This is a genomic window from Spirosoma oryzae (assembly GCF_003002825.1).
In the GTDB taxonomy this organism is placed as follows: Bacteria; Bacteroidota; Bacteroidia; order Cytophagales; family Spirosomataceae; genus Spirosoma; species Spirosoma oryzae.
Map to the genome: position 1 here is coordinate 93,177 of NZ_PVTE01000015.1, position 23,244 is coordinate 116,420.

23 protein-coding genes are annotated in these 23,244 nt (G+C 54.7%); 2 read left to right on the plus strand and 21 right to left on the minus strand.

Features of this window, described 5'->3' with window-relative positions; translation table 11 throughout:
* Nucleotides 1-2: 2 nt before the first annotated feature.
* The 5 genes from CLV58_RS17665 to CLV58_RS17685 all read right to left on the minus strand — a co-directional run bounded on the left by CLV58_RS17665 (nucleotide 3) and on the right by CLV58_RS17685 (nucleotide 4,068).
* Nucleotides 3-476: a DUF2231 domain-containing protein gene (locus CLV58_RS17665; RefSeq protein ID WP_245882371.1), complete on the minus strand. Its 474-nt coding sequence runs from the start codon at nucleotides 474-476 to the stop codon at nucleotides 3-5.
* 236 nt (nucleotides 477-712) lie between these two features.
* On the minus strand, nucleotides 713-1,366 hold the full coding sequence (locus CLV58_RS17670) for a class I SAM-dependent methyltransferase (protein WP_106139142.1): 654 nt from the start codon (nucleotides 1,364-1,366) through the stop codon (nucleotides 713-715).
* Between the two features lie 3 nt (nucleotides 1,367-1,369).
* On the minus strand, nucleotides 1,370-2,233 hold the full coding sequence (locus tag CLV58_RS17675; protein WP_106139143.1) for a DUF2911 domain-containing protein: 864 nt from the start codon (nucleotides 2,231-2,233) through the stop codon (nucleotides 1,370-1,372).
* A gap of 27 nt (nucleotides 2,234-2,260) precedes the next feature.
* A complete protein-coding gene (locus CLV58_RS17680; RefSeq protein WP_106139144.1) occupies nucleotides 2,261-3,394 on the minus strand; it encodes a YncE family protein in 1,134 nt (377 codons plus the stop codon).
* Between the two features lie 227 nt (nucleotides 3,395-3,621).
* Entirely contained in the window at nucleotides 3,622-4,068 is a 447-nt protein-coding gene (locus CLV58_RS17685) for a hypothetical protein (RefSeq protein ID WP_106139145.1), read from the minus strand.
* A gap of 178 nt (nucleotides 4,069-4,246) precedes the next feature.
* Between CLV58_RS17685 and CLV58_RS17690 the strand changes: the two genes are divergently transcribed.
* Nucleotides 4,247-4,612 (plus strand): four-helix bundle copper-binding protein, encoded by a 366-nt coding sequence (locus CLV58_RS17690; protein ID WP_106139146.1) that lies wholly within the window; start codon nucleotides 4,247-4,249, stop codon nucleotides 4,610-4,612.
* A gap of 75 nt (nucleotides 4,613-4,687) precedes the next feature.
* Here the strand turns inward: CLV58_RS17690 and CLV58_RS17695 are convergent, their stop codons facing one another.
* The 9 genes from CLV58_RS17695 to CLV58_RS29070 all read right to left on the minus strand — a co-directional run bounded on the left by CLV58_RS17695 (nucleotide 4,688) and on the right by CLV58_RS29070 (nucleotide 16,885).
* Nucleotides 4,688-5,737: a sialidase family protein gene (locus tag CLV58_RS17695; protein ID WP_106139147.1), complete on the minus strand. Its 1,050-nt coding sequence runs from the start codon at nucleotides 5,735-5,737 to the stop codon at nucleotides 4,688-4,690.
* Between the two features lie 409 nt (nucleotides 5,738-6,146).
* Nucleotides 6,147-6,479, minus strand: a complete 333-nt coding sequence (locus CLV58_RS17705; RefSeq protein WP_106139149.1) for a YnfA family protein — start codon at nucleotides 6,477-6,479, stop codon at nucleotides 6,147-6,149.
* 32 nt (nucleotides 6,480-6,511) lie between these two features.
* Complete coding sequence (locus tag CLV58_RS17710) at nucleotides 6,512-8,515, minus strand: heavy metal translocating P-type ATPase (protein ID WP_106139150.1); 2,004 nt, start codon at nucleotides 8,513-8,515, stop codon at nucleotides 6,512-6,514.
* Nucleotides 8,516-8,522: 7 nt separating this feature from the next.
* Complete coding sequence (locus CLV58_RS17715; protein WP_106139151.1) at nucleotides 8,523-9,158, minus strand: hypothetical protein; 636 nt, start codon at nucleotides 9,156-9,158, stop codon at nucleotides 8,523-8,525.
* A 67-nt stretch (nucleotides 9,159-9,225) separates the two neighbouring features.
* The gene (locus CLV58_RS17720) at nucleotides 9,226-9,879 is read right to left on the minus strand and encodes a DUF1345 domain-containing protein (protein WP_106139152.1); all 654 of its coding nucleotides are present in this window, start codon (nucleotides 9,877-9,879) and stop codon (nucleotides 9,226-9,228) included.
* Nucleotides 9,880-9,921: 42 nt separating this feature from the next.
* Nucleotides 9,922-10,671, minus strand: a complete 750-nt coding sequence (locus CLV58_RS17725) for a ZIP family metal transporter (protein WP_106139153.1) — start codon at nucleotides 10,669-10,671, stop codon at nucleotides 9,922-9,924.
* Nucleotides 10,672-10,741: 70 nt separating this feature from the next.
* Nucleotides 10,742-11,992 (minus strand): efflux RND transporter periplasmic adaptor subunit, encoded by a 1,251-nt coding sequence (locus CLV58_RS17730; RefSeq protein WP_106139154.1) that lies wholly within the window; start codon nucleotides 11,990-11,992, stop codon nucleotides 10,742-10,744.
* A 7-nt stretch (nucleotides 11,993-11,999) separates the two neighbouring features.
* Nucleotides 12,000-16,445: a CusA/CzcA family heavy metal efflux RND transporter gene (locus CLV58_RS17735; protein WP_106139155.1), complete on the minus strand. Its 4,446-nt coding sequence runs from the start codon at nucleotides 16,443-16,445 to the stop codon at nucleotides 12,000-12,002.
* A gap of 104 nt (nucleotides 16,446-16,549) precedes the next feature.
* On the minus strand, nucleotides 16,550-16,885 hold the full coding sequence (locus tag CLV58_RS29070; RefSeq protein WP_106139222.1) for a DUF6660 family protein: 336 nt from the start codon (nucleotides 16,883-16,885) through the stop codon (nucleotides 16,550-16,552).
* Between the two features lie 474 nt (nucleotides 16,886-17,359).
* On the opposite strand from CLV58_RS29070, the gene CLV58_RS17745 reads away from it, so the two are divergent.
* Entirely contained in the window at nucleotides 17,360-17,569 is a 210-nt protein-coding gene (locus tag CLV58_RS17745; RefSeq protein ID WP_106139156.1) for a hypothetical protein, read from the plus strand.
* Between the two features lie 79 nt (nucleotides 17,570-17,648).
* On the opposite strand, the gene CLV58_RS17750 is transcribed toward CLV58_RS17745, so the two are convergent.
* The 7 genes from CLV58_RS17750 to CLV58_RS17780 all read right to left on the minus strand — a co-directional run bounded on the left by CLV58_RS17750 (nucleotide 17,649) and on the right by CLV58_RS17780 (nucleotide 23,198).
* Nucleotides 17,649-18,164, minus strand: a complete 516-nt coding sequence (locus CLV58_RS17750; protein ID WP_146141462.1) for a hypothetical protein — start codon at nucleotides 18,162-18,164, stop codon at nucleotides 17,649-17,651.
* Nucleotides 18,165-18,184: 20 nt separating this feature from the next.
* Nucleotides 18,185-18,538: a hypothetical protein gene (locus tag CLV58_RS17755; protein WP_106139158.1), complete on the minus strand. Its 354-nt coding sequence runs from the start codon at nucleotides 18,536-18,538 to the stop codon at nucleotides 18,185-18,187.
* A 169-nt stretch (nucleotides 18,539-18,707) separates the two neighbouring features.
* Entirely contained in the window at nucleotides 18,708-19,370 is a 663-nt protein-coding gene (locus CLV58_RS17760; protein WP_146141463.1) for a hypothetical protein, read from the minus strand.
* Between the two features lie 43 nt (nucleotides 19,371-19,413).
* Nucleotides 19,414-20,247 carry a metallophosphoesterase family protein gene (locus tag CLV58_RS17765; protein ID WP_106139160.1) on the minus strand — a complete coding sequence of 278 codons (834 nt, stop codon included), beginning with the start codon at nucleotides 20,245-20,247 and terminating at the stop codon, nucleotides 19,414-19,416.
* Nucleotides 20,244-21,308: an ACR3 family arsenite efflux transporter gene (gene arsB, locus CLV58_RS17770; protein WP_106139161.1), complete on the minus strand. Its 1,065-nt coding sequence runs from the start codon at nucleotides 21,306-21,308 to the stop codon at nucleotides 20,244-20,246. Before arsB ends, CLV58_RS17765 begins: the two co-directional genes overlap by 4 nt.
* Nucleotides 21,309-21,315: 7 nt before the next feature.
* A complete protein-coding gene (locus tag CLV58_RS17775; protein WP_106139162.1) occupies nucleotides 21,316-22,416 on the minus strand; it encodes an ArsO family NAD(P)H-dependent flavin-containing monooxygenase in 1,101 nt (366 codons plus the stop codon).
* Between the two features lie 11 nt (nucleotides 22,417-22,427).
* Nucleotides 22,428-23,198, minus strand: coding sequence for a metallophosphoesterase family protein (locus CLV58_RS17780; RefSeq protein WP_106139163.1), 771 nt, complete (start codon nucleotides 23,196-23,198; stop codon nucleotides 22,428-22,430).
* Between the last annotated feature and the right edge of the window lie 46 nt (nucleotides 23,199-23,244).

Below are 23,244 nucleotides of genomic sequence, written 5' to 3' on the forward strand. Positions count from 1 at the left end.
CCTTAGTGTTTGTCGTTCGGATGTTTGTGTTCGTGCCTATCACCATCGACAGATCCTTCCTCATGTTGTTCGAGGTAAGCTCCGCGTGGTCCAATGCCGTACAAGTAGGTCAATGCGCCCCCCTGATGCCCGGCCAGCCCCACCGCAATGCCTGCGCCGACAAGGGCGATGAGCGTAATCCCCTCCAGCCACTTTAAGGATTTCCAACGCGTCACACCCTTCAGCACCGTACCAGCGAAACCCAACCAAACGGTATAGTCAGCGTAGGTTTCGTGGGTTTCCAAAGCCGCCTGTGCTGCATTGCTCAGACCATCCGTGTGCGGATGTACATACGTACCGGCTACGTAGGCCCCTATCGTTCCACCGAGTGCAACCAGTAAGGTTAGCCAGTTCAGTGGTTCCGATGGCCAGAAGACCGCGACGAGTTGAAGCAGTGCAGCCAGCAGGAGCAGAACAATCGGAATATGTACGACCATAGGGTGGTACGTCGGATAGTCATTCAATGGGGCAGGCATAGATGTCGTGACCTGAACTTTTGCCTCATTGAGGTTATCGGCTACTGTGCCGACATGATTCATCGAGTCTGGTTGTGTCAAAGCCGAATCGTGTCGTGTCGAGTCTAACCGGGCCTTTTTCTTGTGACCACCGTGTCCCAATCCAAGTTGTGCCGTAGTTAATAGCACCAGTAACACCCATACTACACGTACTTGCTTCATAATTTTGCGCGATAAATGGCCAGTGTGCCGAGAAGAGTAGTTACGTGACCGGTTTGCGTAATTTGTTTAAAGCCGCTATCGTATAGTATAGCCGGAATGAGTCCATGCACATTAGCTTTTTGGGTGTCAAACCCGTCGAAAAGCTGAAGGCCTAAGAAGAGCAACCCTATGAGTTCACTGGCCGGTTTATCCCAATCGGCCAGCATCAGCGTACCGCCTGACGTGAGCACCCGGCGCATTTCTCCAATGGACTGCTTCTTATCGGCATCCGACAAGCGATGGAGCAATAAGATACAGGTCACAATGTCTAGGCCTTCATCAGGATAGGGAAGGGCCGTAGAAAGACCTTGATCCAAGATAACTGGCCAGCCTGCTACAGCGTTTTTCTGTCTGGCAATTACTAAGGCTGTCTCATCGCCATCCAGTCCGAATACACGGGCTCCCGGAAACTGACGGTGCAATAGCAAAGCCAGCGTACCGGTGCCACATCCCACGTCCAATATGTACCGGGGTTTATGCTTTCGGATCGGTTCGAGTAGTAGCGTTCTCAACCGCTTTTCGCGTATGGTAAGTGCCATAACCTGGTCGAAGAACCGGTTCAAACCATTGCAACGCAATGCCGGTTTTTGGGGAGGGATGGCAGTTTTCATAGCCTACAGCTTCTTTTCCCACTCGGCAATGAGCCGATTGTTGAGGGTTACATACTCGGTAAACTTGTCCTGTTGGGCAGCCTGCGCTGACTTTTGAGCAGCAGCGATTGCCCCTTTGTAGTCCCCCGCACGGGCCAGTAACTTCGCTTGCAGATGCAGGTAATTAAAGGCTGGCTTCAATTCGACAGACTTTGTAGCCCAGCCAAGAGCCTGCTTTGTATCCTTTTCCTGATCGAAATAATACAGAGCTGCCTGGTAATACAGTCCAGGCTTGTCTTCTTTCCTGACGTTGATGCGGTCCATGATTTCAGCCGTAATCCGTTCGTCGGCGTTACTCACAACAGGAAAATGAACCGATGTATTAGCCCAATTCAAGTAGATGGTAGCCTGATTCCTGACCAAGTCCTGCACTTCAATGGTAAATGACTCATAGAAGCGGACCGACGAATCAGCCTTGACGGTGAACCGCATTACGTCGTCCTTCTCGTCATAGCCATCCAACCCGTGTCCCCCTACGTGTTTATTCAGAATAATTGTCCAATCAGCCCGGTTGGGAATCGTGAATAGCGAGTAACGACCAGCGGCTAAAAGCTTGCCCCCGACTGTAGCCGGATCGGTTAGCGTCAGGATAGTCGCATCCGAAGCACCAGTCCGCCAGATTTTTCCGTAAGGCACCAACCCGCCGAAGATGGTACGTCCTTTAACTGCCGGGCGTGAGTAGTCGATGGTCAGGTCCGTGAAGCCTACTTTTTGCTTGATCGTCGTCGAGGGCGACGGCTCAGGCAGACTAAGCTGTGCCCGAACGGGGTACGCTATCGGCCCCGCCAACAGCGTGAGCAACGCGATAGATTTGAATAATACGTTCATGCCGGAATCGGATACCCAAAGTGGGATTTAGTATTTGAGTACAATGCCATTAGGTTTATTACCCACTGCGATGTCCTTGGTTTTAGTGCGTTTTGCAACGTCCACCACCGATACGGTTGCCGCGCCCTGGTTGGTAACATATGCCGTTGCTGCATCTTTGGTGAAGGTAACAGCATGAGCATCGAGACCCGTTTGTACCTCGCCCATCTTCATCCATGCTCCGTTCATACGCTCGAAGATGGCTACCTTGGTACCGGTACCGGCCTGACTGACCCAGAGTTCATTACGGGTAGGATGATAAGCCGCGTAGCCGGGTGTAAAGCCCAACTTGACCGTTTCTACCACAGCCAGCGTGTTTACATCGATGACGCTGATACTTTGACCCTTTTCGTTGTCCACGTACATTCGTCCATCGGCTCCTGGCCATGCACCGACCGGATCATCGCCCACTGGAATTGTCTTCACAACAGCCTTGTCGGAGACACGAATGACCGACACCGTATTGCTCATACCGTTGGCCACAAACGCATATTGCCCATTAGCCGACATCGTTACCTCGGCGGGTTCCATACCGACTATAATGGTGTTTTTTAAGGCCATCGTACTGGCATTGTACACTAATACCTTACCAGCTTCATCCATCTGTGAAGTCCAGATTTCAGAACCGTCAGGCGAAAACACGGCGTTATGATTCATCACCGGTGTTTGCTGATTGATAGAGGTTGCCCCCGTCTTCGGGTCCACTACCAATACCCGGCCCTTCATGCCCGATGTGCCACCAGCGTGGCCCGCGCTGAGGTCCATGCCAGGGACGCCTACCCCCAGCCTGCTGCCATCGGGTGAGAGGTAAATATGGTGCGGCCACATCACCATATCGACTGTATTCATACTACCGTGTCCCCCCGACGCCTCGCCAAATGAAATGGTTTCTTTTACCTGTTGGCTCGATAAATCAATGACGGATAGACTATTGCCTTCTGCATTTACCACGTAAGCGGCCGGGTAGTTGATGTTCAGTTCGGCCGCGCCGACGGTCGGCTGCATAGACGACATGTCGTGCGAGTTACAGCCCCACAGAGCGAGAAATGGAAACGCCGTGGCCAGTGACCACACCGAACTGGTGCGCCGGAGCGACAGCCCATAGGTGATACGGTTGTTCATAGAAATATATAGTTTGGTAAAAACGTACGTAGGGGCGACCTTCCACCAAACGATGCGTAGTCTCTGGTGGAAAGGCCGAACGGGTTAGGCCAAAAAATGTTGATACAAATCCGTGCGATAAGACGTAGCCGCAACGGCTGGGCGTACAGGAGTATCGCCAACTGGGATGTTTAAAGCCATCCGTTAGCGAGTGGCGGTCATACAGTTGGACCGCCGAAACGATTGACTCAGATTAGCCAAGTACAGAGGGAGATGAGCCGGAAACGCCCCGTTCGATGAAGTGGGGTGTCGGCAGTCGGCAGAATAGACTGGACCGAAGCGGGCGGAAGAAGAGCCGCCAGCAGAAACTGAAATTGCGGATTAGGCAGAAAAGCCGCTGGACTAGGGGTTGACAGCGGGTGATAGTCGGCCATAGAGCCACTCACATCGAGATGTTCGTAAGTGAAGGTTGTTTTGCAGCAGGGTTGCTTTTTCAGAACCGGACCACCTGTAACAGGGGCCACTGGTTCATCTGCCCGGCAAGGTTTAGGGCACCCTTTCTGAGCTACCAGCAGGGTTTTCGTGTGGCCACGCATCTGACACCAATGTTCCACCATGCCAAAGCCCGTACTGCTCAGCAAGACCAATATGGCCAGCCAGCAGCAGAAGAGTCTGGTATGGAGTGATGTTCGCATCAGGATACACGGTTACATCGGCAAAGGTAAAGGCTTTGAAACAGGGTTGTTTTACAGGATTAGGCAGGGTGATTACAAAATTTGTGGATGCCGGCTAAAATGATAGAAACTGAAAAAGTCTATTCAACCTATCTGCTGATTATCAGTTGAGCTAAAAGTAAACCAAACCAAAACTCTTATGGCAACTGCCTTAATGCCCCAGCAGTATCAGGATTGTATTGAAGCCTGTCAGGATTGCGCTATTAGTTGCGATGCCTGCGCACAGGCCTGTCTTGGTGAAACGGACGTTCAGATGATGGTAGACTGTATCCGGCTCGACCGGGACTGCGCTAAAATTTGCTATACCGCCGTTTCGTTCATGGCCAGCGGAAGCGCTCACGCGGCTGATGTATGTAAACTTTGCGCCCATATCTGTGAAGCCTGTGCGGCCGAGTGCGAAAAACACGTAGCGCACATGGACCACTGTCGGCAGTGCGCCGAAGCCTGCCGCCGGTGTGCAGAAGCCTGCCATAAGATGGCTCAGGGTGCCCATACAATTGCCTAAGTTTCTACCAACAAGTGCCGTTTCTATTCAAGTGATGGGGCTTGTTGGTTTACTACTTCGAATGGGCTTGAACGATCACAGCACCACACGTTTTAGTACTACCTGTCCCTGAGCTTCCCAAACACAGAATACCGTCCGTCCACTTATAGCCAGGCTGGGTATCTGGCCTGCACCAAATGAAACAGGAGCTTTATCATTAACTTTTATCCAAACCGTGCCGCCTTCATCCCAGGCAACTACTGACGCGGTCGAACTTTGACTCAGGGTTACGTTACGACCCGTCCCAAATGCTTGTTCCGGTTGACCTGGCTGACAGGTAAAAAGAGTATTTTCCCGTCGCCAGACGGTTAGTGGTTGTCCCGTTGCAGTAAGGACCACCGCACCGCCATCCATTGGGCAGGCGTTGAGCTTCCAGGTGCCAGTGCCAAGCTTTTGTGCCGGAGTGTACGTTTTGCCGCCATCGGCCGAGTGAACAAGGAACATATCCCGCGAACCGCCCAGTGAATTTCTGAACTGTACATAAATGTCTTCTCCGCTGACGGCCATTGATACCCGGCAACATTCGCAAACCGTGCCTTCTGGTGAGCGATAGATAACTTGATTGACAGACCAGGTACGGCCCCCGTCCGTTGAGGTAGCACCAACAAGTTTATTTTGCCTGTCATCACGCAGATCCAGCCAGGCCGCATGGAAGACGCCAGCTGTGGCCCCTGCCACCGCCTGAAAACCTTCTTTGGCTATTTCAGGTACGTCGTTTATTCTGGTCGCTGGAGACCACCGTCCCGTTTTCCGGTCGAGTGAATACGCGAATATATCCCCCACTCGATTGACAGCTGTAATGACGATAAACTGATCGGTGAGGGCTAGTTGTGGGCCGCGCTTTGCACCAGCCACTAAACCCGGCAGGGTGGCAACAACGAGGGGCTGGCTTACGTGAGCTGTCTTTTCGCTGGCTGTCGTGTAATAGATGATCGAATCCTGCCCAAAAACTAGATGAACAGTTCCGGTATCATCAGTTACAGCGACGGGAAGATGACCAGTTGCTATAGTCTGGGTATTGTTGAATGATTGCCCTTGAGCCAAAAGGGCAGTTGCAGAGATGAGTAAACAAAATAGATAGCGCATGATGGCGAAAGCAAAACTGGCAGTAGATCATACCCGGTATCTACCACCCAGCTTTGGTGGTAGTGAATATGCCAGTACGAATGGCGGGGATTCAATTGAAATTTTCGACCTATTTATGGATTATAATGGCAAAACTCACTCTGTTATGAGTACCATCGAAATACCGTCTAAAACATCTGCTATTTAACTGATTAATTCTTGTGTGTGTGTGTACAGGACCACGACGTTGATTTGCTGGTATATCTGTCTTTTCAATAACAGGCGGTCAATGCAGAAAACCTACCAATATATCAATCGCCAAATCAGTTGGCTGTTATATAAGTAGAAAAGGATTCTACTCTTTCTCAACAACGCTTCAACGGGGGCTATCTATTAGAGAATGACCCCGTTTTTAAGTACTGAAATGCGATTAGTTTCTCGGTGCATAGTAAATAATGCAAACCCCAATGAGTGCGACGATAGCCCCGACGATATCATACTGATCGGGTCGAAAGCCGTCTACTTTCCATGCCCAAAGTAAGGCCATAACAATAAAAAAACCGCCGTACGTAGCGTAGACCCGCCCAAACCCGGCGGGTTGAAGTGTGGCCACGACACCGTACACCGCCAGCAGCATACCGCCTGCCAGGCCATATAAAAGCGGTTTGTCTTCCTTAATCCAGAGCCAGACCAAGTACCCGCCCCCGATTTCACAGAAACCGGCGATAACAAAAATAAGAATTGATCCAGCAATAGCGCCCATAGAAAATCGCTACTTAATACTCTTTGAAATGCTTACTTAAATTTTATATTCTGCACCCGTACTGCGTTTATAATGGCCAGCATCGCTACGCCCACATCGGCAAAGACCGCTTCCCACATTGTAGCAAGTCCACCCGCGCCGAGGATGAGAACAATCGCTTTTACCACCATCGACAGGGTAATATTTTGCCAGACGATTCGGCGTGTGGCCCGGCCAATCTCCACCGCTATGGCAATCTTGGCCGGTTCGTCGTTTTGAATAATGACATCGGCGGTTTCGATGGTGGCATCCGAACCAAGGCCACCCATCGCCATCCCCACGTCGGCCAGCGCGACTACCGGGGCATCGTTTACGCCGTCGCCGACGAAGGCCAGCTTTGCTTTTGGATTACCAGCCAACTCAGCTTTTAGCCGTTCAACCTGCGCGACTTTGTCTTCGGGTAACAGATCACCGTGCCATTCGTCCACGCCGACCTGTTTGGCTACGATCTCAACCACCGCTGCTTTATCTCCCGACAGCATTACTGTTCGGATACCATCCGCTTTCAGGCGTTTTACCGCGTCGGCAGCATCATGTTTTACCTCGTCGGCAATCGTGAAGTAGCCCGCAAACTGTCCGTCGATGGCCGTCATAACAATGGTATAAGGAATCTGAGTCAGGGCTTCGTCGAAGGTTACACCAAACCTACGGAGCAACTTGGCGTTTCCGGCCAGTAACTCTTTCCCGTCGACTCGTCCTTTCATGCCGTGCCCGGGAATTTCCTCCACACCCTCGACTGACACAGTTTCGTAGCTTTTGTCCGAATGCTCCAGGATGGCCGTGGCTACCGGGTGGGTCGATTTATTTTCGAGCGCAGCCGTTAGCCGGGTTAATTCAACCGCATCTATACCCACCGGCTTGACTTCCTGCACCTTGAACACCCCTTTCGTCAATGTACCCGTTTTGTCCATGACCACCGTTTTCAGCTGGGTCATCAGATCCAGAAACACCGACCCTTTGAACAGAATACCCTGTTTCGACCCAGCCCCGATGCCGCCGAAATAGCCCAGCGGAATAGAGATCACCAGCGCACAGGGACAGCCAATCACTAGGAAAACCAGTCCCCGGTATAGCCAGTCCCGAAACTGGTAATCAGCGACGAAGAAGCAGGGTATGACCGTAATTAGCAGGGCCAGTCCGCAAATAGCCGGGGTATAAATTTTGGCAAATCGGGCAATGAACTCCTGCGTTTGAGCTTTGCGTCCTGTAGCCTGCTGCACTAATTTGAGAATGCGCGAGAGCTTAGAATCCTGATAGGGTGTGGTTACGTTCATTTCCACCAGTGACTGTCGGTTTATCATGCCAGCCAGCACCGCTTCTCCTTTCTCAATGGTTCGCGGTACACTCTCACCCGTCAGGGCCGCTGTATCGAAGGTGCCCCGTTCCGAACGCATCGTGCCATCGAGACCCACTTTCTCCCCAGCCTTGATTTGGACAACATCCCCCACGGCGACCGTGGCAGCTTTGACCGTTCGAGCCTGACCGTTTTGAAGTACCGTTATTTCATCGGGCCGCACATCGAGCAGGGCCTTGATACTGCGACGCGCCCGCAGTACGGCCGCATCCTGAAACAACTCGCCAATAGTATAAAACAGCATTACGGCTACCCCTTCCGGGTATTCGCGGATGGCAAACGCGCCGAGGGTGGCCACGCCCATCAGAAAAAATTCGGTGAACACATCGCCCCGGATAATACTGCTCCAAGCCCGCTTCAGTACCGGCCAGCCAACGGGTAAATAGGCTACTACATACCATATGAGTCGGATGGGGTCTTTAAACCAACTCATGGATGGATTGCTAGCTACATAATAATCCAGAGCGATACCACTCAGCAGCAACACCAAACTGATAGCAGCCGGGGCATAGGTACGCCAGGTCTGATCGGGGCCCTTCTTTGCTGGTGCGACATCGGCTGCCGGAGTGGTTCCCGCTTCGATTAATTCGACGTCATCTTCCTCGTCGTGATCGTGCCCTTCGTGGTCGTGATCGTGTGCCATTGAGTTCTCAGAGTTTAATAAAAAAGATAAAAATGCCGAGGGCAATCAATATGCCCCCGGTAATACGCTTCTCGTAGTGGTCGAGCCAATGCCAGTTGACTTGGGCCAGCCCCCGAAACGATACTGCTGTCAGGCCCACCATGCAGGCGATGGTCACAACCGTATAAGCCACCGCCAGTGTGGTAATAGCCGACCATCCCAGCGTACCAGCCGTAAAGAAAAACGTTTCAATTTCCAGACAAGGCGAAAACAGCATGGCCACCGATAGCGTCGTAATGATGGTCGCTTTCGAGCGGCCCGTGAGTCCGCGTGGTACGTGTTCGTGGGGGTGGTCCGGCGATCCGGCGTTGGCATCGTGCATGGCGAAGTAGATCAGCCCCATAAACACCAGCAGCAGCGAGGCAACCAGCCGGGTTTGAGCCTCTAACCGCTCCGACACTTCGATGCCGATGGCTCCGATTACAATACCCAGCACCACCGTACTCAGCGTATGGAAAAAGCCGCTCAGGGCCACCACGCCCAGCGTTTCCCGCTCCGACCAGCCCTCAGCGCGACCAATCAGTACCACTGGCAACCAGTGGTTGGGAATGGCTGCGTGAACCGATCCTAATAAAATGCTGCCTATCAATAAGTTCCAGAGCATCAGTATGGGGGTAATAATAGGTTGGCTTACAAAGTGTAAGAACGGCGTCCTTGTTTATGGGGATTGCTTAGAGTATGCTGGTTACAAAGTTGATGGTAAGCGTAATGATGAGCACATTGAAAACAAACGACAACAGGCTGTGCAGCAGGTTTAGTCGACGCAGCCGCTTCGTGCTGATCGACACATCGGAGACCTGATACGTCATGCCAATCACGAACGAGAAATAAGCGAAATCGAGGTAATCGGGTGGCTCGTTACCCGGAAACTCTAAGCCGCCAACTACCGCATCCGAACCGGGATTGTAATAGATATGGGCGTAGTGCAGAATGAAGACACTGTGCATCAGCGTCCACGAACAAACCACCGTCAGGCTCGACAGGGCGACGTGCCGGGTCGTTTCCCAAGCGGACAGCCCGTGCATCGACCCCAACAGCGCAATGACGCCAAACAGACTAAACATGGCCCCAACCACGGTTAACAGATAGATGGCCGTTCGGCTCTCGTCCTCCCGCTGTGCGGTTTGGCGGGTATCGGCCCAGCCAATAATGACCCAGATCAGGCTTAATACAATCAGCGCGTAGGCCAGCCACGCCAACAGAAGCCGGATTTGCCAGCTATATCGTCCGGCCGTTACAAACCATATCAGCCCGCCGAAAACCAGTGCAATCAGCGAACGTTGCAAAGCGGTCAGGGTCGGCCGGTAGCTATCTTTTTTTTCCATATTAGCAAAAAATGGCTGTCATTCAGCCAATGGATTGGCGTATCAGGCAACGATACCCAGCACCAGAAACAACAAAAAGCCGACAAAGAACATAGCCGTCAGCCAGGGCTTTTCTTTCCCCTCGTGGGCCTCTACCAACAGTTCTTCGGTCACTAAAAACAGCAGCGCGGCCAGACCAAAGGAGAGTACGATGTCTAAACCTGTTTCCGGTAAATTGTGCAGCAGGGTGGCCCCGATCAGCGTACTTGTAAAGAATACGCCTGACATACCCAGCAGCAGGCGAACGATCCGGAAACGGGCAACCCCGTCGTCGGTCAGTGATGTAGCCGTGGCCAGGCCCAGCGATAATACTTCCACCCCCAGCGCGAAGGCCAGCAGCACCCCTTCCCTGGCACCGGCCGTAAAGCCGATACCCAGCAGCAACCCGTCGATGAACAGGTCGACCCCAATGGCCAGCAGAAAAGCAACGGGAAGGACAGCGGCCCGAGTTGAACTGGCAACCAGCGGGTCCGCTGTTTCTTCAGTGGGCGATTCGGTAAACTGCCGGATCAGCAGCATCAGCGCGATGCCCCCGCTAAAGCCCATTACCGTCAGCCACGGGTTATGCAACCGGACTACATCGGGCAGGATTTCAACGGCCACGACCGAGAAGACCACTCCGGCCGCAAAGTGGAGGATGGCCGAACGGGCCTGTACGCCGAACCGAATAACCAGAGCCAGCAAGCCCCCGCCCGTCAGGGCAATGGTGGGCACAAGGGCATAGGTGATAATTTGCTGAAACAGGGTGGTCATAATAAACAAAATGAACAGAATAGATAAATAGGCCGGGCTGACCGGATCGGTGCCCCCGCTAACAGCAAACTCACTCCTCTTCACCCCCGCCTTTAAGTTGTGACAGTACGCCAAACGCGCCTTTGATGGCCACCCGCGTGCGGACAATATCGAAACTGGCGGGCAGGGTAACCTGGGCATAGCCGCCCTCGCTGCCCCCCCGGCGCACGGGTACCTGCTTAAAGGCGATACCGTGCCGTTCGAGTTGAGCTGGTTTACCGGTAGCCGCCGTATTATCCCCTTCGTCGGGATCGCCAACCGGTTCGTGCTGTTCAGGGACCGTCTGTCTGGTCACCACAAAGATGTAATCCTTCCCCTCGGCGGAAACAATGGCTTCTTCGGGCAGGGCCGTCACCCGGCTGTCGCCCACATCCAGGCTGGCTTTCAGAAAGGTGTTCGGTGATAACCGGGCATCGGGTTGGTCGAGTCTGGCCACCACCCGCACCGACCGGTCCGCATCAATGGCCCGGTTGATGTAGGTAATGCGCCCCAGCCGCTCTTTACCCCCTTCGTTATTGAGCCGGATGATGACCCGTTGACCGGCCCGAATTTTGGGTAATTCCTTTTCAAAAACGGTCAGTTCGGCGTACAATCCCTGACTACTGGTGAGCTGGGCAATCCGATCGGCGGGCTGCACGTATTGACCCGCGTTGACCGAGACGTCGGTCACCACACCAGAAACCGGAGCGATCACCGAATAATAGGCGCTGAACCGGCCCGTCAGGGCAGCAGCAGGGGATAGCCCGACCAGCCGTAGCCGCTGGGCCAGCCCGTTTTGGCGGGCGCGAATCTGATTCCGCTCGGCGGATGTCTGCTGAAATACCTTCAGAGCACTCACGTTCTGTTCGCTGAGTTCCTTTTGCCGGGCATATTCCGCTTCCAGGTAGGTCAGGCGGCTGGCGTTTTCGGCGTAATCCTGCTGAAGCTGAACCAGATCGGGATTCTCTATGCGGGCCAGTACCTGTCCTTTACGCACCGGCTGACCGGGCAGCAGGGGCAGGCTGCGTACAAAGCCGCCCTGGATGGCCGTGATAGCGACCTGACTCTGCGCCGGTACCGCCAATCGGCCATTGACCTGGAGCAGTTGGCCCAGATTGCGGTAGGCCACCTGACCCAGTTCGACCGCCCCGATGCGAACCTGATCGTCGGATAGGGCCACCACGTCGACCGGCGCATCGGAGTCCGGTTTGGCTTCGGTAGAAGGGTTCGTTTGGGTCTCGGTGGATTGTTTACAGGCCATTGTCAGACCCAGCAGGCTAATGAAAAAGATGATTCGTTGCATGGATGTATCAGGGTAAGCCCAGAATCTGTTCTAGGCGGATGACGGTTTGATTATAGCTGCCCAGCACGTCGACGTAACTGGAGCGGGTCTGAAAGGCCTGCGTGAGGGCCTGCGCGTACTGGAGATACCCGATTTCTCCGGCCCGAAAGGCGACCCCGGCTTTCTCGACCAGCAGCCGGGCGGTGGGCAGTCCCGTTTGTTCGTAGTAGGTCAGGCTGCTTTGTAGTTTGCCGATCTCCTGCCCTATCGCCCGCAGATCGCCCTGTCGATTGCGTTGGGTTAAAGCCAGCGTTGCCTGGCTGATATCCTGACCCAGGCGGGCCGCTTCGACGCGGGCACGCTGGGGCCGGGTGAAAAGCGGTACAGCGATACCCGCTGAAACACCCTGAAACCGCTTTCCTCCGCCGTATGTCACTTCTTTATTGTCCACCGTGTAGGTGCCGATAAGCGACTGGTTGAAATAGCCGACCGAAAAGGTGGGTAAGAGCCGGGCTTTTTCGACGTCGGTTTGCCGGGCCGCAATGTCCGTCTGCTGCCGTAGCAGGGCCAGTTCCGGCGTAGCGGCCAGCGTAGCCGAATCCGTGACCAGGGGCAAGGCCCGGCGCGTAAGCAGACTATCGGTCGGGCGGATGGATTGATTGGTGTTGAGCAGCGTTTGCAGGCGGCTGAGCACGATCTGCCGGTCCGCTTCGGTCTGGGCTAAGCTGTTGCGCAACTCGCCTACCTGATTAGTGGCGGTAGCGACTTCGATGGCCGTGCCCTCCCCGATTTTTAACCGCAGTTCGGTAGCCGCCCGGAACGCGACCAGCAGGCTGTCCTGCGCCCGAAGCAACCGGCGTCGTTCAGCCAGATACAGCCAGTCATAATAAGCTCCTTTCACCTGCGTCCGCAGTTCATTCTGGCTCACCCGCGCCTGGAGTTCACTACCGGCCACGTTCGCATCGGCCAGCCGGCCCAGTTGCCGGACTAATTTGGGGTTGGGCAGGCTTTGGGAGACGGTAAAGTTATTGTCAAAATTGATGCTGTTGTACTGACCGGCCAGCCAGGAAAGGCTGGTGGCCCCCACGTCACGGGCGACCCTGCGACCCGTCTGCTGCTGCGCGATACTCAAGGCGTTGATGCGGGCGGTGCCGTTACTGGTGGCTGCCTGTTTCAGGGCGACATCGAGGGACAGGGAGCCGGTCATCAGTTGCGGTACCTGAGCGGTTGCCGATGTAGTCATACCGGTGACAAGGCCCAACGCGACCAAGAGCAGCCAACCGGTCAGTTTTCCGACGGCGGTTGGGTGATTTGGTGGTAGGGCAGCCGTAGTTGGCTTATCCCCCCTTGGGTTATTTTTCTCCCCTGTGCTCTGTTCCCACCAATACAGACAGGGCAGTACGAGCAGGGTCAGCAGGGTAGCCGACACCAGTCCGCCGATAACCACCGTAGCTAAGGGCCGCTGTACTTCAGCACCCGCCGAGGTGGCCAGCGCCATCGGCAAAAAGCCGAGCGAGGCTACCAGGGCGGTCATCATCACTGGTCGAAGTCGCGTGGCTGTCCCTTGCAGAATGCGGTCCCGGAGATCCAGGTCAGTTTCGGTTTTGAGGTGATTGAACTCCCCAATTAGGACGATGCCATTGAGTACAGCCACCCCGAAGAGGGCGATGAATCCCACCCCCGCCGAGATGCTGAAGGGCATGCCCCGGAGCGACAGAGCCATCACTCCTCCAATGGCTGATAGCGGTATGGCCGAAAAAATCAGCAGGCTCTGCCGGATGGAGCTAACGGTAAAAAATAAGAGGAGGAAGATCAGGCCCAGAGCTACTGGCACGGCAATGCTGAGCCGGTCTTTAGCTTCCTGCAAGTTCTGAAACTGCCCGCCGTAGGTAACGTAGTAACCTGGAGGCAACTTGATCTGTCCGTTGATTTTCTCCTGCAACTCCGTCACTACCGTCTCTACATCCCGGCCCCGAACGTTGAACGCCACCGTAATACGCCGTTTGGCATCTTCCCGCTGAATCTGGTTGACACTATTCTGGAATGAAATGTCGGCCACCTGACTCAGGGGAATTTGCTGGTCGTCCTGAGTACCGATGAGCAGGTTCTGCACGTCTTCGAGCCGCTGTCGACTTTGTGCCTGTAGGCGGACGACCAGATCGTAGCGCCGTTCCCCTTCGTAGACCACCCCGGCGGTGGCCCCGGCAAAAGCCGCCTGCAACGAACGGTTGGCCTCATCGACCGACAGGCCAAAGCGGGCCAGCGCATCGCGGTCAAACTTGACCACAATCTGGGGCAGTCCCGAAACCTGTTCGACATATAAATCTTCGGCTCCTGGTACCGAGCCAACGATACGACCAATCCGGCCCGCGTAATCAGTCAGTATCCCTAGATCCTCGCCGAAGAGTTTGATAGCGATGTCCTGCTTAACCCCCGAAATCAATTCGCTGAAGCGCATCTGAATCGGTTGGAGAAAACTGAAACTCACGCCCGGAATCTGTTGCAGTTTCGCCTGCATCAGTTCGGCCAGTTCTTCCCGACTGGTGGCCGATGTCCAGTCGGCGCGGTCTTTGAGGATCACCATTAGGTCGGTGGCTTCCAAAGGCATTGGATCAGTGGGTATTTCGCTGGAGCCGATCTTGCCCACCGTCTCGATAACTTCCGGGAAGCTGGCCTTCAGAATTCGACCGGCCTTCAAGTTAGCCTCGATGGATTCGGCCAGCGAGGCACCGGTCATCACCCGCATTTCGACGGCAAAATCCCCTTCGTCTAACTGAGGAATAAACTCGCCCCCCAAGCGACTGAAGATGAACCCTGCGACGACCAGCAGCCCGACCGACCCGCCCACCACAATCCCCCGGTGGTTCAGCGTCCAGCGAATGGCCGGGTCATAGATGCGGTGAAAGAAACCGACAATGCGGTCGGAGATAGTCTGGGTACCCTCCCGGATGGGTTTGCGGCTCAGCAGCAAGGCCGAAATCATCGGCACATAGGTTAACGACAGGATAAAGGCCCCCATAATGGCGAAGACCACTGTTTGGGCCATCGGGCGAAACATCTTGCCCTCGACGCCCACTAAAGCCAGAATCGGCAGGTAGACGATCAGAATGATTATCTCGCCAAAGGCGGCTGACGAACGAATCCGACTGGCCGACTCAAAGACTTCATCATCCATCTCGGTTTGCGTAAGGTGATGGCGGTACTTTTTCTGCGCGATGTGGTGCAGGGTAGCTTCGACAATAATGACGGCCCCGTCCACAATTAATCCGAAATCAATCGCTCCCAGACTCATCAGATTTCCCGACACGCCGAAGAGATTCATTAATGAGACGGCAAACAGCATGGCTAGCGGAATGACTGAAGCCACCACCAGCCCGGCCCGCCAGTTGCCCAGCAGCAGCACCAGCACGAAAATGACGATAAGGGCCCCTTCGATCAGGTTTTTCTCAACCGTACCGATGGCCCGGTTCACTAATTTGGTGCGGTCCAGAAAGGCCTGCAATTCGACCCCCTGGGGCAGGGATTTGGTGATCTGTGCCATACGCTGTTTGACCTGCCCGATTACCTGCGCGGCATTGGCTCCTTTGAGCATGAGCACGATGCCCCCCACCACCTCGCTTTTGCCGTTCTGAACCATTGCCCCGTAGCGAACAGCACTCCCCAACTGCACCTGGGCCACGTCGCGCACCAGCACGGGAATCCCCCCCGGCGTTCGGTGAACGACAATCTTGCCGATGTCAGCCAGCGTGCGGATGAGGCCTTCAGAGCGAATGAAATAGGCATTGGGTCGTCGGTCGATGTAAGCCCCCCCGGTATTCTGGTTGTTGGTTTCTAAGGCGGAGAATAACTCGTTCATCGTCACGCCCGACGCGCGTAGCCGCTGGGGATCGACCGCCACTTCGTACTGTTTGAGGTAGCCCCCGAAACTGCTCACCTCTGCCACACCCTTCGTGCCCAGCAACTGACGACGCACAATCCAGTCCTGAATCGAGCGGAGTTCCATCGCCGGGTATTGCTTCTCGTACCCCGGTTTGGGTTGCAGGACGTACTGGTAGATTTCGCCCAAGCCCGTCGAGACTGGCCCCAATTCGGGCTCGCCCGTGCCAGCCGGAATCTGGGATCGGGCCGCGATCAGGCGTTCGCTAACCTGCTGCCGGGCGAAGTAAATATCAGTATTATCCTCGAAGACAACCGTGACGACCGACAGACCGAAGCGGGAGATGGACCGCACTTCGAGCAATCCCGGCAAATTGGCCATTGTCTGCTCAATGGGAAAGCTGATGAGTCGCTCAACGTCGGGGGCCGACAGGGCCGGACTTTGAGTAATGACCTGTACCTGGTTATTGGTAATATCGGGCAAGGCATCGATGGGCAGGCGGGTGAGCGAATAACCGCCCCAAGTAACTAGGGCTAGTGTGAGCAGCCCGATGATAAGTTTATTCTGAATAGAAAAATGGATGATACGATCCAGCATGACAGAATCTGAACAGGTGATTGTTAAGAAGATGCCGCACACAAACGGACTGCACACGCCTTTAAAAAAGGTGCAGCAGTCAGCTCATAAAAGCGGAGGGGTGTTCAGACCCGTATTTGAGGAGGTTGCCAGATGGCCGCATCAGGGGTAGCCCAATGCGTGGGGGAGTAGGTGAAATGGTCAGTGGAAATCATCACCCCATCTGTGGGCGGGATTAAACGATAACCGTACTTAAGCAGAACGGTCAGCGTAGCCGCGCAGCAGGCACAGGTACAGAACGGCGTACATTGATCCTCATGTTGATGCGCCGATCCGGGAAGTGAACCTTTGATTGAGGACACATAGGTGTCCTGACCCGCTATTGGCAGGTGTTCATCCGCACAGGGCCATAGCGATAGACCAAGCAGATACAGAGATAGTATGGTTGTCAACCATTTCACAGCCGCAAAGGTATGGTGGGAAATGGTGCAACAGGTAGTCAAAAAGGCAAAGTTAATCAGTTGTTTCCTAGTTCAGGTAAGCGTCTAAGGTACGACTGGGTCGTTAACACAGTTGGCCGCTGCCGTATATCCGCCATGAAGAACCATAAATCACTTAACAAAGAGCTGTTTAATTCAGAATTTACGCCCTTATCGATCAATTATAACGAACAAACAACTTTGCCATGTATGTACGTGTAAAAGCCGGTACCGCAACGGCGGACCGTGCCGGAGCGGGTCATTCTTGATGCTCTTAATCCTTGAAAAAACGTTATGACCATCCGAGCCCGAAAGACAGCAGCCAGCGATCTAAACTCACTCTTATACCGAGTACTACACACTACTTGCCAAAGTGGTGCCCATAGTGAGAGGTCAAACCAGTATAACTAACTCATTAACGAAATTTTACGGGCTCTACGTAGCAGATATACGGCAATGGCCGACCGCCCTGAATATGTCAGCTACCCCTTTATTCAGACGATCATCAGCCGTTTCGTCAGACACGGTATCGTGGACCGGGCGATGCTATTCGAGCCGCCCTTCACGACTCTCCACGATCAGGGTGTTTCCAGTGTTTTTCCCATCGATACCGGTCGCATCGTGAGCATCGTGGAAAGCCTCAACCGGAATGTCATGGTGGCATAATCTTACTCTGGCAAAGGTTTGTTGGCATTTGCCAGCCCCCTGTCATGGATTTCCCCGCAGGAAATCCCCTTCGGGCGGGTCACCGCTGATACTGTTGCTGCCACATCTGCGCCGTTGAGAAACGAGCTTCGATAAGGCGCTGTTGGCGCTCTACCGCATCAGCAGTCGGATAGGCGTCCATTGTCAGTTGAGCAATTCTCCGTAGCTCAGTCGCCCAATTCACCCCGACCCGCTGCATTCCATAAAAGCAGTTGGTTGGGTAGCTGGCCAGAATTAATCCCACTGTTGACTGGTCTGACTTAATCCAGATGGTGCGAATGTTCTCCGATACCCGACGAATATTGAAGGGACAATCGAATGTAACCTGGTGATTCGGAAAATGAACCAGAAGATAAGGGACTTGATCCTGCACGAATAACCCTAATTGAGCCCCGTCAGTCTGCCACATAACACGGTCCTGCTGGTACTGGGCCGAATATAAATGGATGTCCAAAAAATCGGTATTTGCCCGAACCACTGGTGCATCGGGAGCCATATGGGCCGGGGCCGGATCAGGCATTGGCTCTCCGACGGTATAAGTCAGAATATTACCCACGACACGAGTTGGTTGTTAATTCAATCATTGGCATCAGAGTCATCAGGATGCTGTTCGTTGAGCAGCTGATCCAATCGCTTTTTCCAGTCAGCGGCTCCATCTATGTTGCGGTAGGCTTCCTCACCATAGCGTTGCATGGCATAATGTAAAAGGTAGGCCTGGGTTTGGTAATCAAATTTCTCCGCCCAGACAGGCCAGAATTTATCAATTGTCAATGTCTCATGATCACCGTGCCAATACATCTGCCACGCGTAATCGAATGAAGGATTTTTGCGTAGGTATTCGATATCCTGTCGGCGGTAGTTATGAATAAGCAGGTTCAGCGCATTGACCGTTGTCAATTCCAGCCGGTAACTGGCCACAAGGTTGTTCATAGGTATGGTCCGGGATTGGCGGGCAACTTACGAAAAGAGATTGGACAGTAAAATACCGGAACGACTTGTAAGAAAGAAGAACCTACCGTACTTCCCGATTCTGACCGGCTGGTCGACTCGTCAGTTTCTAACTCGTAAGGCCAGACAGATGTAGTGCATCCGTTTTGCGTCAGGGCACTATACCGATAATCATGCCTGTACCAAGATAGCCCCGGTACGTGCCGCACTGCACGTACTGGTACGCATCATTGCGCCGGAGCAGCCGGACGGTTTCGTGGCTGGACACGATGTAAACCACTTTCGACCGGTAGCTGGCCCGTTGAAACAGAATCGCGTAGGGCCGCAGTTGTAGCGTTTGCCCCGGCGTCAGTTGTTCCAGATGAACCTCGATCAGCGGCCCGTCAGTCGGGTTTGCCATTGCCCGTTGACGGCCTTTAACCAACGCACCGTTTACGGTTTTTTCAATGGCCATCAGCCGGAGCAGAACAGCGTTGTAAATGGCTGTATTGCCGTAATCAGGGTTTTGTTTTTCTAACTGATACAGGTAGTTATGCAGTGCACTCTGAACGATAGAATAGACAGGGGGATCGACAACGGACAGTTGGTTAAGCCGATTGCCGATGCCCGTCAACTGATGGTCTATTGTTCGCCCGTGCTGCAGATAAGCCGTTTCGGGTTGGTGGGTGTAGCGCCAGGCACCTTCCCGCGTGTAATCGATCCTGTACGATTGCGCGTGTCCGTACCCCGTCGCGATCACAAACATACCTGCCAGCCCCACTCGCCATCTGGTCAGTCCTGCCTTGTATCCCCGGTTCCAAGCTAGCCTTTTCATATCGCTCGACGTGTGAATAGCCATGATCAAAATTGATAGTTGCTCAATGGCCTGTCCGAAGCATGTCGGCGTAGGGATTGGGCAGTTCGCTGTCCTCAACGGCTGTGGCTGCCCGCTCGACGTCGTAGGCAACCCGGATAAAATCGACTTGTACCCCGCCTACCTCACCAGGCCGGGCCAATCCAGGACGGGCCAATCCAGGCTGGGCCGTTTCATCGATCGTTAGCAGCACATAGACCGCGCGGGGGTCGCCGTCTTTGGGTTTGCCCACCGAGCCGATGTTGATGGCATGGCGGAAGTATGTTTCTTCGCCAGGTGCTTCGGCACTGACCACCTTGTGAAATGGTTTGTGGGTGTGGCCGAAACAGAGAATATCGGCATCGGCCCCCTCCATCACCCGGCCTAAACTCCGGTCGCCCCGGTCTTCAAACAGGTACTCGTTCACACGCCGGGGACTGCCGTGTACTAACAGCAGCGTAAAGGGCTTTTGCTGCTGCCAGAGTTTATCGGGATCGTAGCCCAACTCAAACTCGACCCGAATATGGGTGGGCAGAGTGCGCAGGTAAGCCCGCTCCGCATCACCAACCACCTGATTGGTGTAAGCGATGGAGACCTTTCCCATCGCCTTTTCGTCCTCCTCTCGGTAAGCACAGCCGCAATCATCGCTGTGCCGGCCGATACCGTAATCATAGTTACCCGCAATGCAGGGGATACCCCGCTTTCGGATGGTATTGATGACCTCGTTAGGCCAGATGTTATAACCCACCAGGTCACCCAGGCAGTAGATGGCATCGGGTTTCTGTTGGTCGATGTCGGTCAGTACTGCTTCTAAAGCGGGCAGGTTGGCGTGAATGTCGGAGAAGAGAGCAATTTTCATTGGGCAGATGGGTTGAAGGTGTTACGTTGTTTGAGCGCGAAATTGACCATTAGAATTAGGACGGGTACTTCAATGAGTGGTCCCACGACGGCGGCAAACGCAGCCCCGGAGTTGATACCGAATACGGCGATGGCCACGGCAATGCCCAGCTCGAAGTTGTTACCCGCTGCGGTAAAGGCCAGCGAGGTCGATTTAGCGTAGTTGGTACCGGCCCGCTTGGCCAGAAAAAAGGCCGAGAAAAACATAATGACGAAGTACACCGTCAGGGGCAGGGCGATGCGAAGCACGTCGAAGGGAATCGAGACGATCAACCTGCCTTTGAGACTGAACATGACCACGATCGTGAACAGCAGAGCCACCAGCGTCATTGGGCTAACGGCGGGCAGGAACGTATTTTCGTACCAGTCCACCGATTTGAGTCGGGTCAGCACGATGCGCGACAGGATGCCGGCCAGAAACGGTAAGCCCAGATAAATGAATACGCTTTGGGCCACTTCGCCGATGGTGATATTGACCTTATAGCCCTGCAAACCGAACAGGGGCGGCAGCACGGTGATAAACACGTAAGCATAGACCGAATAGAACAGCACCTGAAACACGCTGTTGAATGCCACCAGACCGGCCGCGTACAGCCGATCGCCACCGGCCAGATCATTCCAGACGATGACCATCGCAATGCAGCGGGCAATACCGATCATAATCAGCCCCGTCATGTATTCGGGCTTATCGGGCAGGAAAATGACTGCCAGTCCGAACATCAGCAGTGGCCCGATGACCCAGTTCTGAAGCAGTGACAAACCCAGGATTTTGGGATTACTGAACACTTTGGGCAGCTCCCCGAAGCGAACTTTGGCCAGTGGAGGGTACATCATCAGAATCAGTCCGATGGCCAGCGGCACGTTGGTGGTGCCGACGTTGAACTGGTTGATGAATCCTTCTGTCTGCGGAAAAAAGTAGCCAATGGCTACACCGATGGCCATGGCCAGAAAAATCCACAGGGTCAGAAACCGGTCCAGAAACGAGAGCCGGGGTTGTTGGGTAAGTGTTGGCGTACTAAGCATAAGAGAGTTAGTCGTGAGTTGTAAAAGCAGGCGTATGTTGATGGAGATAAGTGCTGACTTCGTCGGCCGTCGTGCGGGCCGACCGGCCAACGCCGATCAGGGTAGCCGAGGCAAAACCTGTCCAGGCCCCATAGCCGACCAGCCACAGACCCGGCAGCTGGGTGGCTTTGGTACCGTCGGTGGCGATGCGTCCCTGGGTATCCACAATGCCGAGGGGGCGTAAATAGTCCGTTGCGGGACGGAAGCCGGTACACCAGATAATGGTATCGACATCCTCGGTCCGGCCATCAGCCCATTGAACACCCGTCCGGGTAATCCGCTCGAAGGGACGAACGGCGTGCAGCACGTCCCGGCTCCGGGCATCCCGCACGGTGGGCACCATCACAATGTCGCCCAGGTTGCCCGTAGGCTTCGGTGTTTCGCCGGTCTGTAACGTCTGGTACCGCTCGGTGGCCCGACTGAACAAGACCCGTCCGTCGACATCGTCGGGCAGAAAGGTTGGTTCGTTGAGTGTCACCCAGACGGTCTGGGCCACCCGCGAGACGTCGGCCAGAATCTGCGCGCCCGAATTGCCCCCGCCCACGATCAACACCCGCTGACCCGCCAGGTCCTCCGGCGACCGGTAGCTGCCCGAGTGAAGCTGTACGCCGGTATAATCGGTCTGACCCGGATACGGCGGAACAACCGGATGACTGGCCGTTCCGGTCGTATTGACCACAGCGTTTGCCTGCCAGCTTCCCCGATCCGTTTCGATGGCGTAGCCGTTCCCACTGACCGTTACCTGCCTGACCCGCACCGGCCGTTCGATCGGTAGTTTGTAGCGGCTTTCGTACTGAGTCAGGTAATCGACTACCTGTTGCCGGGATGGAAACTCCCCGATATCAGTCGCCGGGCGGGGCATGGGCCAGCCGGGCAGCGAGGAGGCTTCGGCCGGGGAGAAAAGCCGCAGCGAGTCCCAGCCCTGATTCCAGGATCCGCCGGGCGCAGACCCGGCATCTAAAATGACGAACGAACGTCCCGTCCGGCGCAGGAAATAGCCCACCGCCAGGCCGCTTTGCCCACCGCCGATGACGACAATATCTACTTCTTTAGGCGAAAGCGAGATCATGGCTATCAGGATTAGTAAGCACGTCGGAGCCGGTCAGCGAATTCATCGGGCAGGGGACTTTCCTCGATAGCACGTGCCGCCCGCTCAACGTCATAGGCTACCCGAATCAGGGTCACCCGTGGTTCGCCCCCGATCCAGTCGATCAGCACGTAACCCGCGCGGGGATCACCATCTTTGGGTTTACCAACCGAACCGGTATTGATAGCGTGCCGGTACGCCGGTTTGTCGGGGCTACGGCCCGGTAACTGCCGGTGATAGGGCAGATGCGAATGGCCGAACAGCAGGATATCCGCACCGGCTTGATCCATTACGGACAGGATATCGGCCTCAGTCCGGTCTTCGAGCAGGTATTCGTTCAGGCTGCCCGGGCTGCCATGCACCATCAGCACATCACTCCGCCCGTCGGCGGTATCGAATTCCAGCCGAATATGGCGGGGCAGGCTACCCAGAAAGCCCCGTTCCTGATTACCTAACAGGCCATGGGTAAACGCCAGTGACTGCGCACCCGCCGTAACGACGGACCGCCCCATTTTAGGGTCGGGCGGAACGGTGGGCAGGGCCTCCCCCTCACGGAGTTGACTCAGGGTAAAATCATGGTTGCCCATGAGCGTCGGAATTCGGTGCTGCCGAATGAGCTGAACGACTTCATTAGGCCAGGGGGCGTAGCTGACCAGATCGCCCAGACAATAGACAGCGTCAGGTTTTTGTCGGTCGAGATCGGCCAGTACCGCTTCCAGCGCGGGCAGGTTGGCGTGAATGTCGCTGATAAAGGCAAGGCGCATAAAATTGAGAGGAATCAGTACTTGATGGTCGGACCAGTGAGTGGAT

What these genes read in the sequence shown, in the direction of transcription:
- CLV58_RS17675 (WP_106139143.1), bottom strand. Translation starts at nt 2,233, where the DNA reads ATGAACGTATTATTCAAATCTATCGCGTTGCTCACGCTGTTGGCGGGG.
- CLV58_RS17715 (WP_106139151.1), bottom strand. Translation starts at nt 9,158, where the DNA reads ATGCTCTGGAACTTATTGATAGGCAGCATTTTATTAGGATCGGTTCAC.
- CLV58_RS17720 (WP_106139152.1), bottom strand. Translation starts at nt 9,879, where the DNA reads ATGGAAAAAAAAGATAGCTACCGGCCGACCCTGACCGCTTTGCAACGT.
- CLV58_RS17665 (WP_245882371.1), bottom strand. Translation starts at nt 476, where the DNA reads ATGGTCGTACATATTCCGATTGTTCTGCTCCTGCTGGCTGCACTGCTT.
- CLV58_RS17680 (WP_106139144.1), bottom strand. Translation starts at nt 3,394, where the DNA reads ATGAACAACCGTATCACCTATGGGCTGTCGCTCCGGCGCACCAGTTCG.
- CLV58_RS17745 (WP_106139156.1), top strand. Translation starts at nt 17,360, where the DNA reads ATGGCCGACCGCCCTGAATATGTCAGCTACCCCTTTATTCAGACGATC.
- arsB (WP_106139161.1), bottom strand. Translation starts at nt 21,308, where the DNA reads ATGCTTAGTACGCCAACACTTACCCAACAACCCCGGCTCTCGTTTCTG.
- CLV58_RS17710 (WP_106139150.1), bottom strand. Translation starts at nt 8,515, where the DNA reads ATGGCACACGATCACGACCACGAAGGGCACGATCACGACGAGGAAGAT.
- CLV58_RS17690 (WP_106139146.1), top strand. Translation starts at nt 4,247, where the DNA reads ATGGCAACTGCCTTAATGCCCCAGCAGTATCAGGATTGTATTGAAGCC.
- CLV58_RS17695 (WP_106139147.1), bottom strand. Translation starts at nt 5,737, where the DNA reads ATGCGCTATCTATTTTGTTTACTCATCTCTGCAACTGCCCTTTTGGCT.
- CLV58_RS17705 (WP_106139149.1), bottom strand. Translation starts at nt 6,479, where the DNA reads ATGGGCGCTATTGCTGGATCAATTCTTATTTTTGTTATCGCCGGTTTC.
- CLV58_RS17775 (WP_106139162.1), bottom strand. Translation starts at nt 22,416, where the DNA reads ATGATCTCGCTTTCGCCTAAAGAAGTAGATATTGTCGTCATCGGCGGT.
- CLV58_RS17670 (WP_106139142.1), bottom strand. Translation starts at nt 1,366, where the DNA reads ATGAAAACTGCCATCCCTCCCCAAAAACCGGCATTGCGTTGCAATGGT.
- CLV58_RS17755 (WP_106139158.1), bottom strand. Translation starts at nt 18,538, where the DNA reads ATGAACAACCTTGTGGCCAGTTACCGGCTGGAATTGACAACGGTCAAT.
- CLV58_RS17735 (WP_106139155.1), bottom strand. Translation starts at nt 16,445, where the DNA reads ATGCTGGATCGTATCATCCATTTTTCTATTCAGAATAAACTTATCATC.
- CLV58_RS17730 (WP_106139154.1), bottom strand. Translation starts at nt 11,992, where the DNA reads ATGCAACGAATCATCTTTTTCATTAGCCTGCTGGGTCTGACAATGGCC.
- CLV58_RS17725 (WP_106139153.1), bottom strand. Translation starts at nt 10,671, where the DNA reads ATGACCACCCTGTTTCAGCAAATTATCACCTATGCCCTTGTGCCCACC.
- CLV58_RS17765 (WP_106139160.1), bottom strand. Translation starts at nt 20,247, where the DNA reads ATGAAAATTGCTCTCTTCTCCGACATTCACGCCAACCTGCCCGCTTTA.
- CLV58_RS17685 (WP_106139145.1), bottom strand. Translation starts at nt 4,068, where the DNA reads ATGCGAACATCACTCCATACCAGACTCTTCTGCTGCTGGCTGGCCATA.
- CLV58_RS17780 (WP_106139163.1), bottom strand. Translation starts at nt 23,198, where the DNA reads ATGCGCCTTGCCTTTATCAGCGACATTCACGCCAACCTGCCCGCGCTG.
- CLV58_RS17760 (WP_146141463.1), bottom strand. Translation starts at nt 19,370, where the DNA reads ATGAAAAGGCTAGCTTGGAACCGGGGATACAAGGCAGGACTGACCAGA.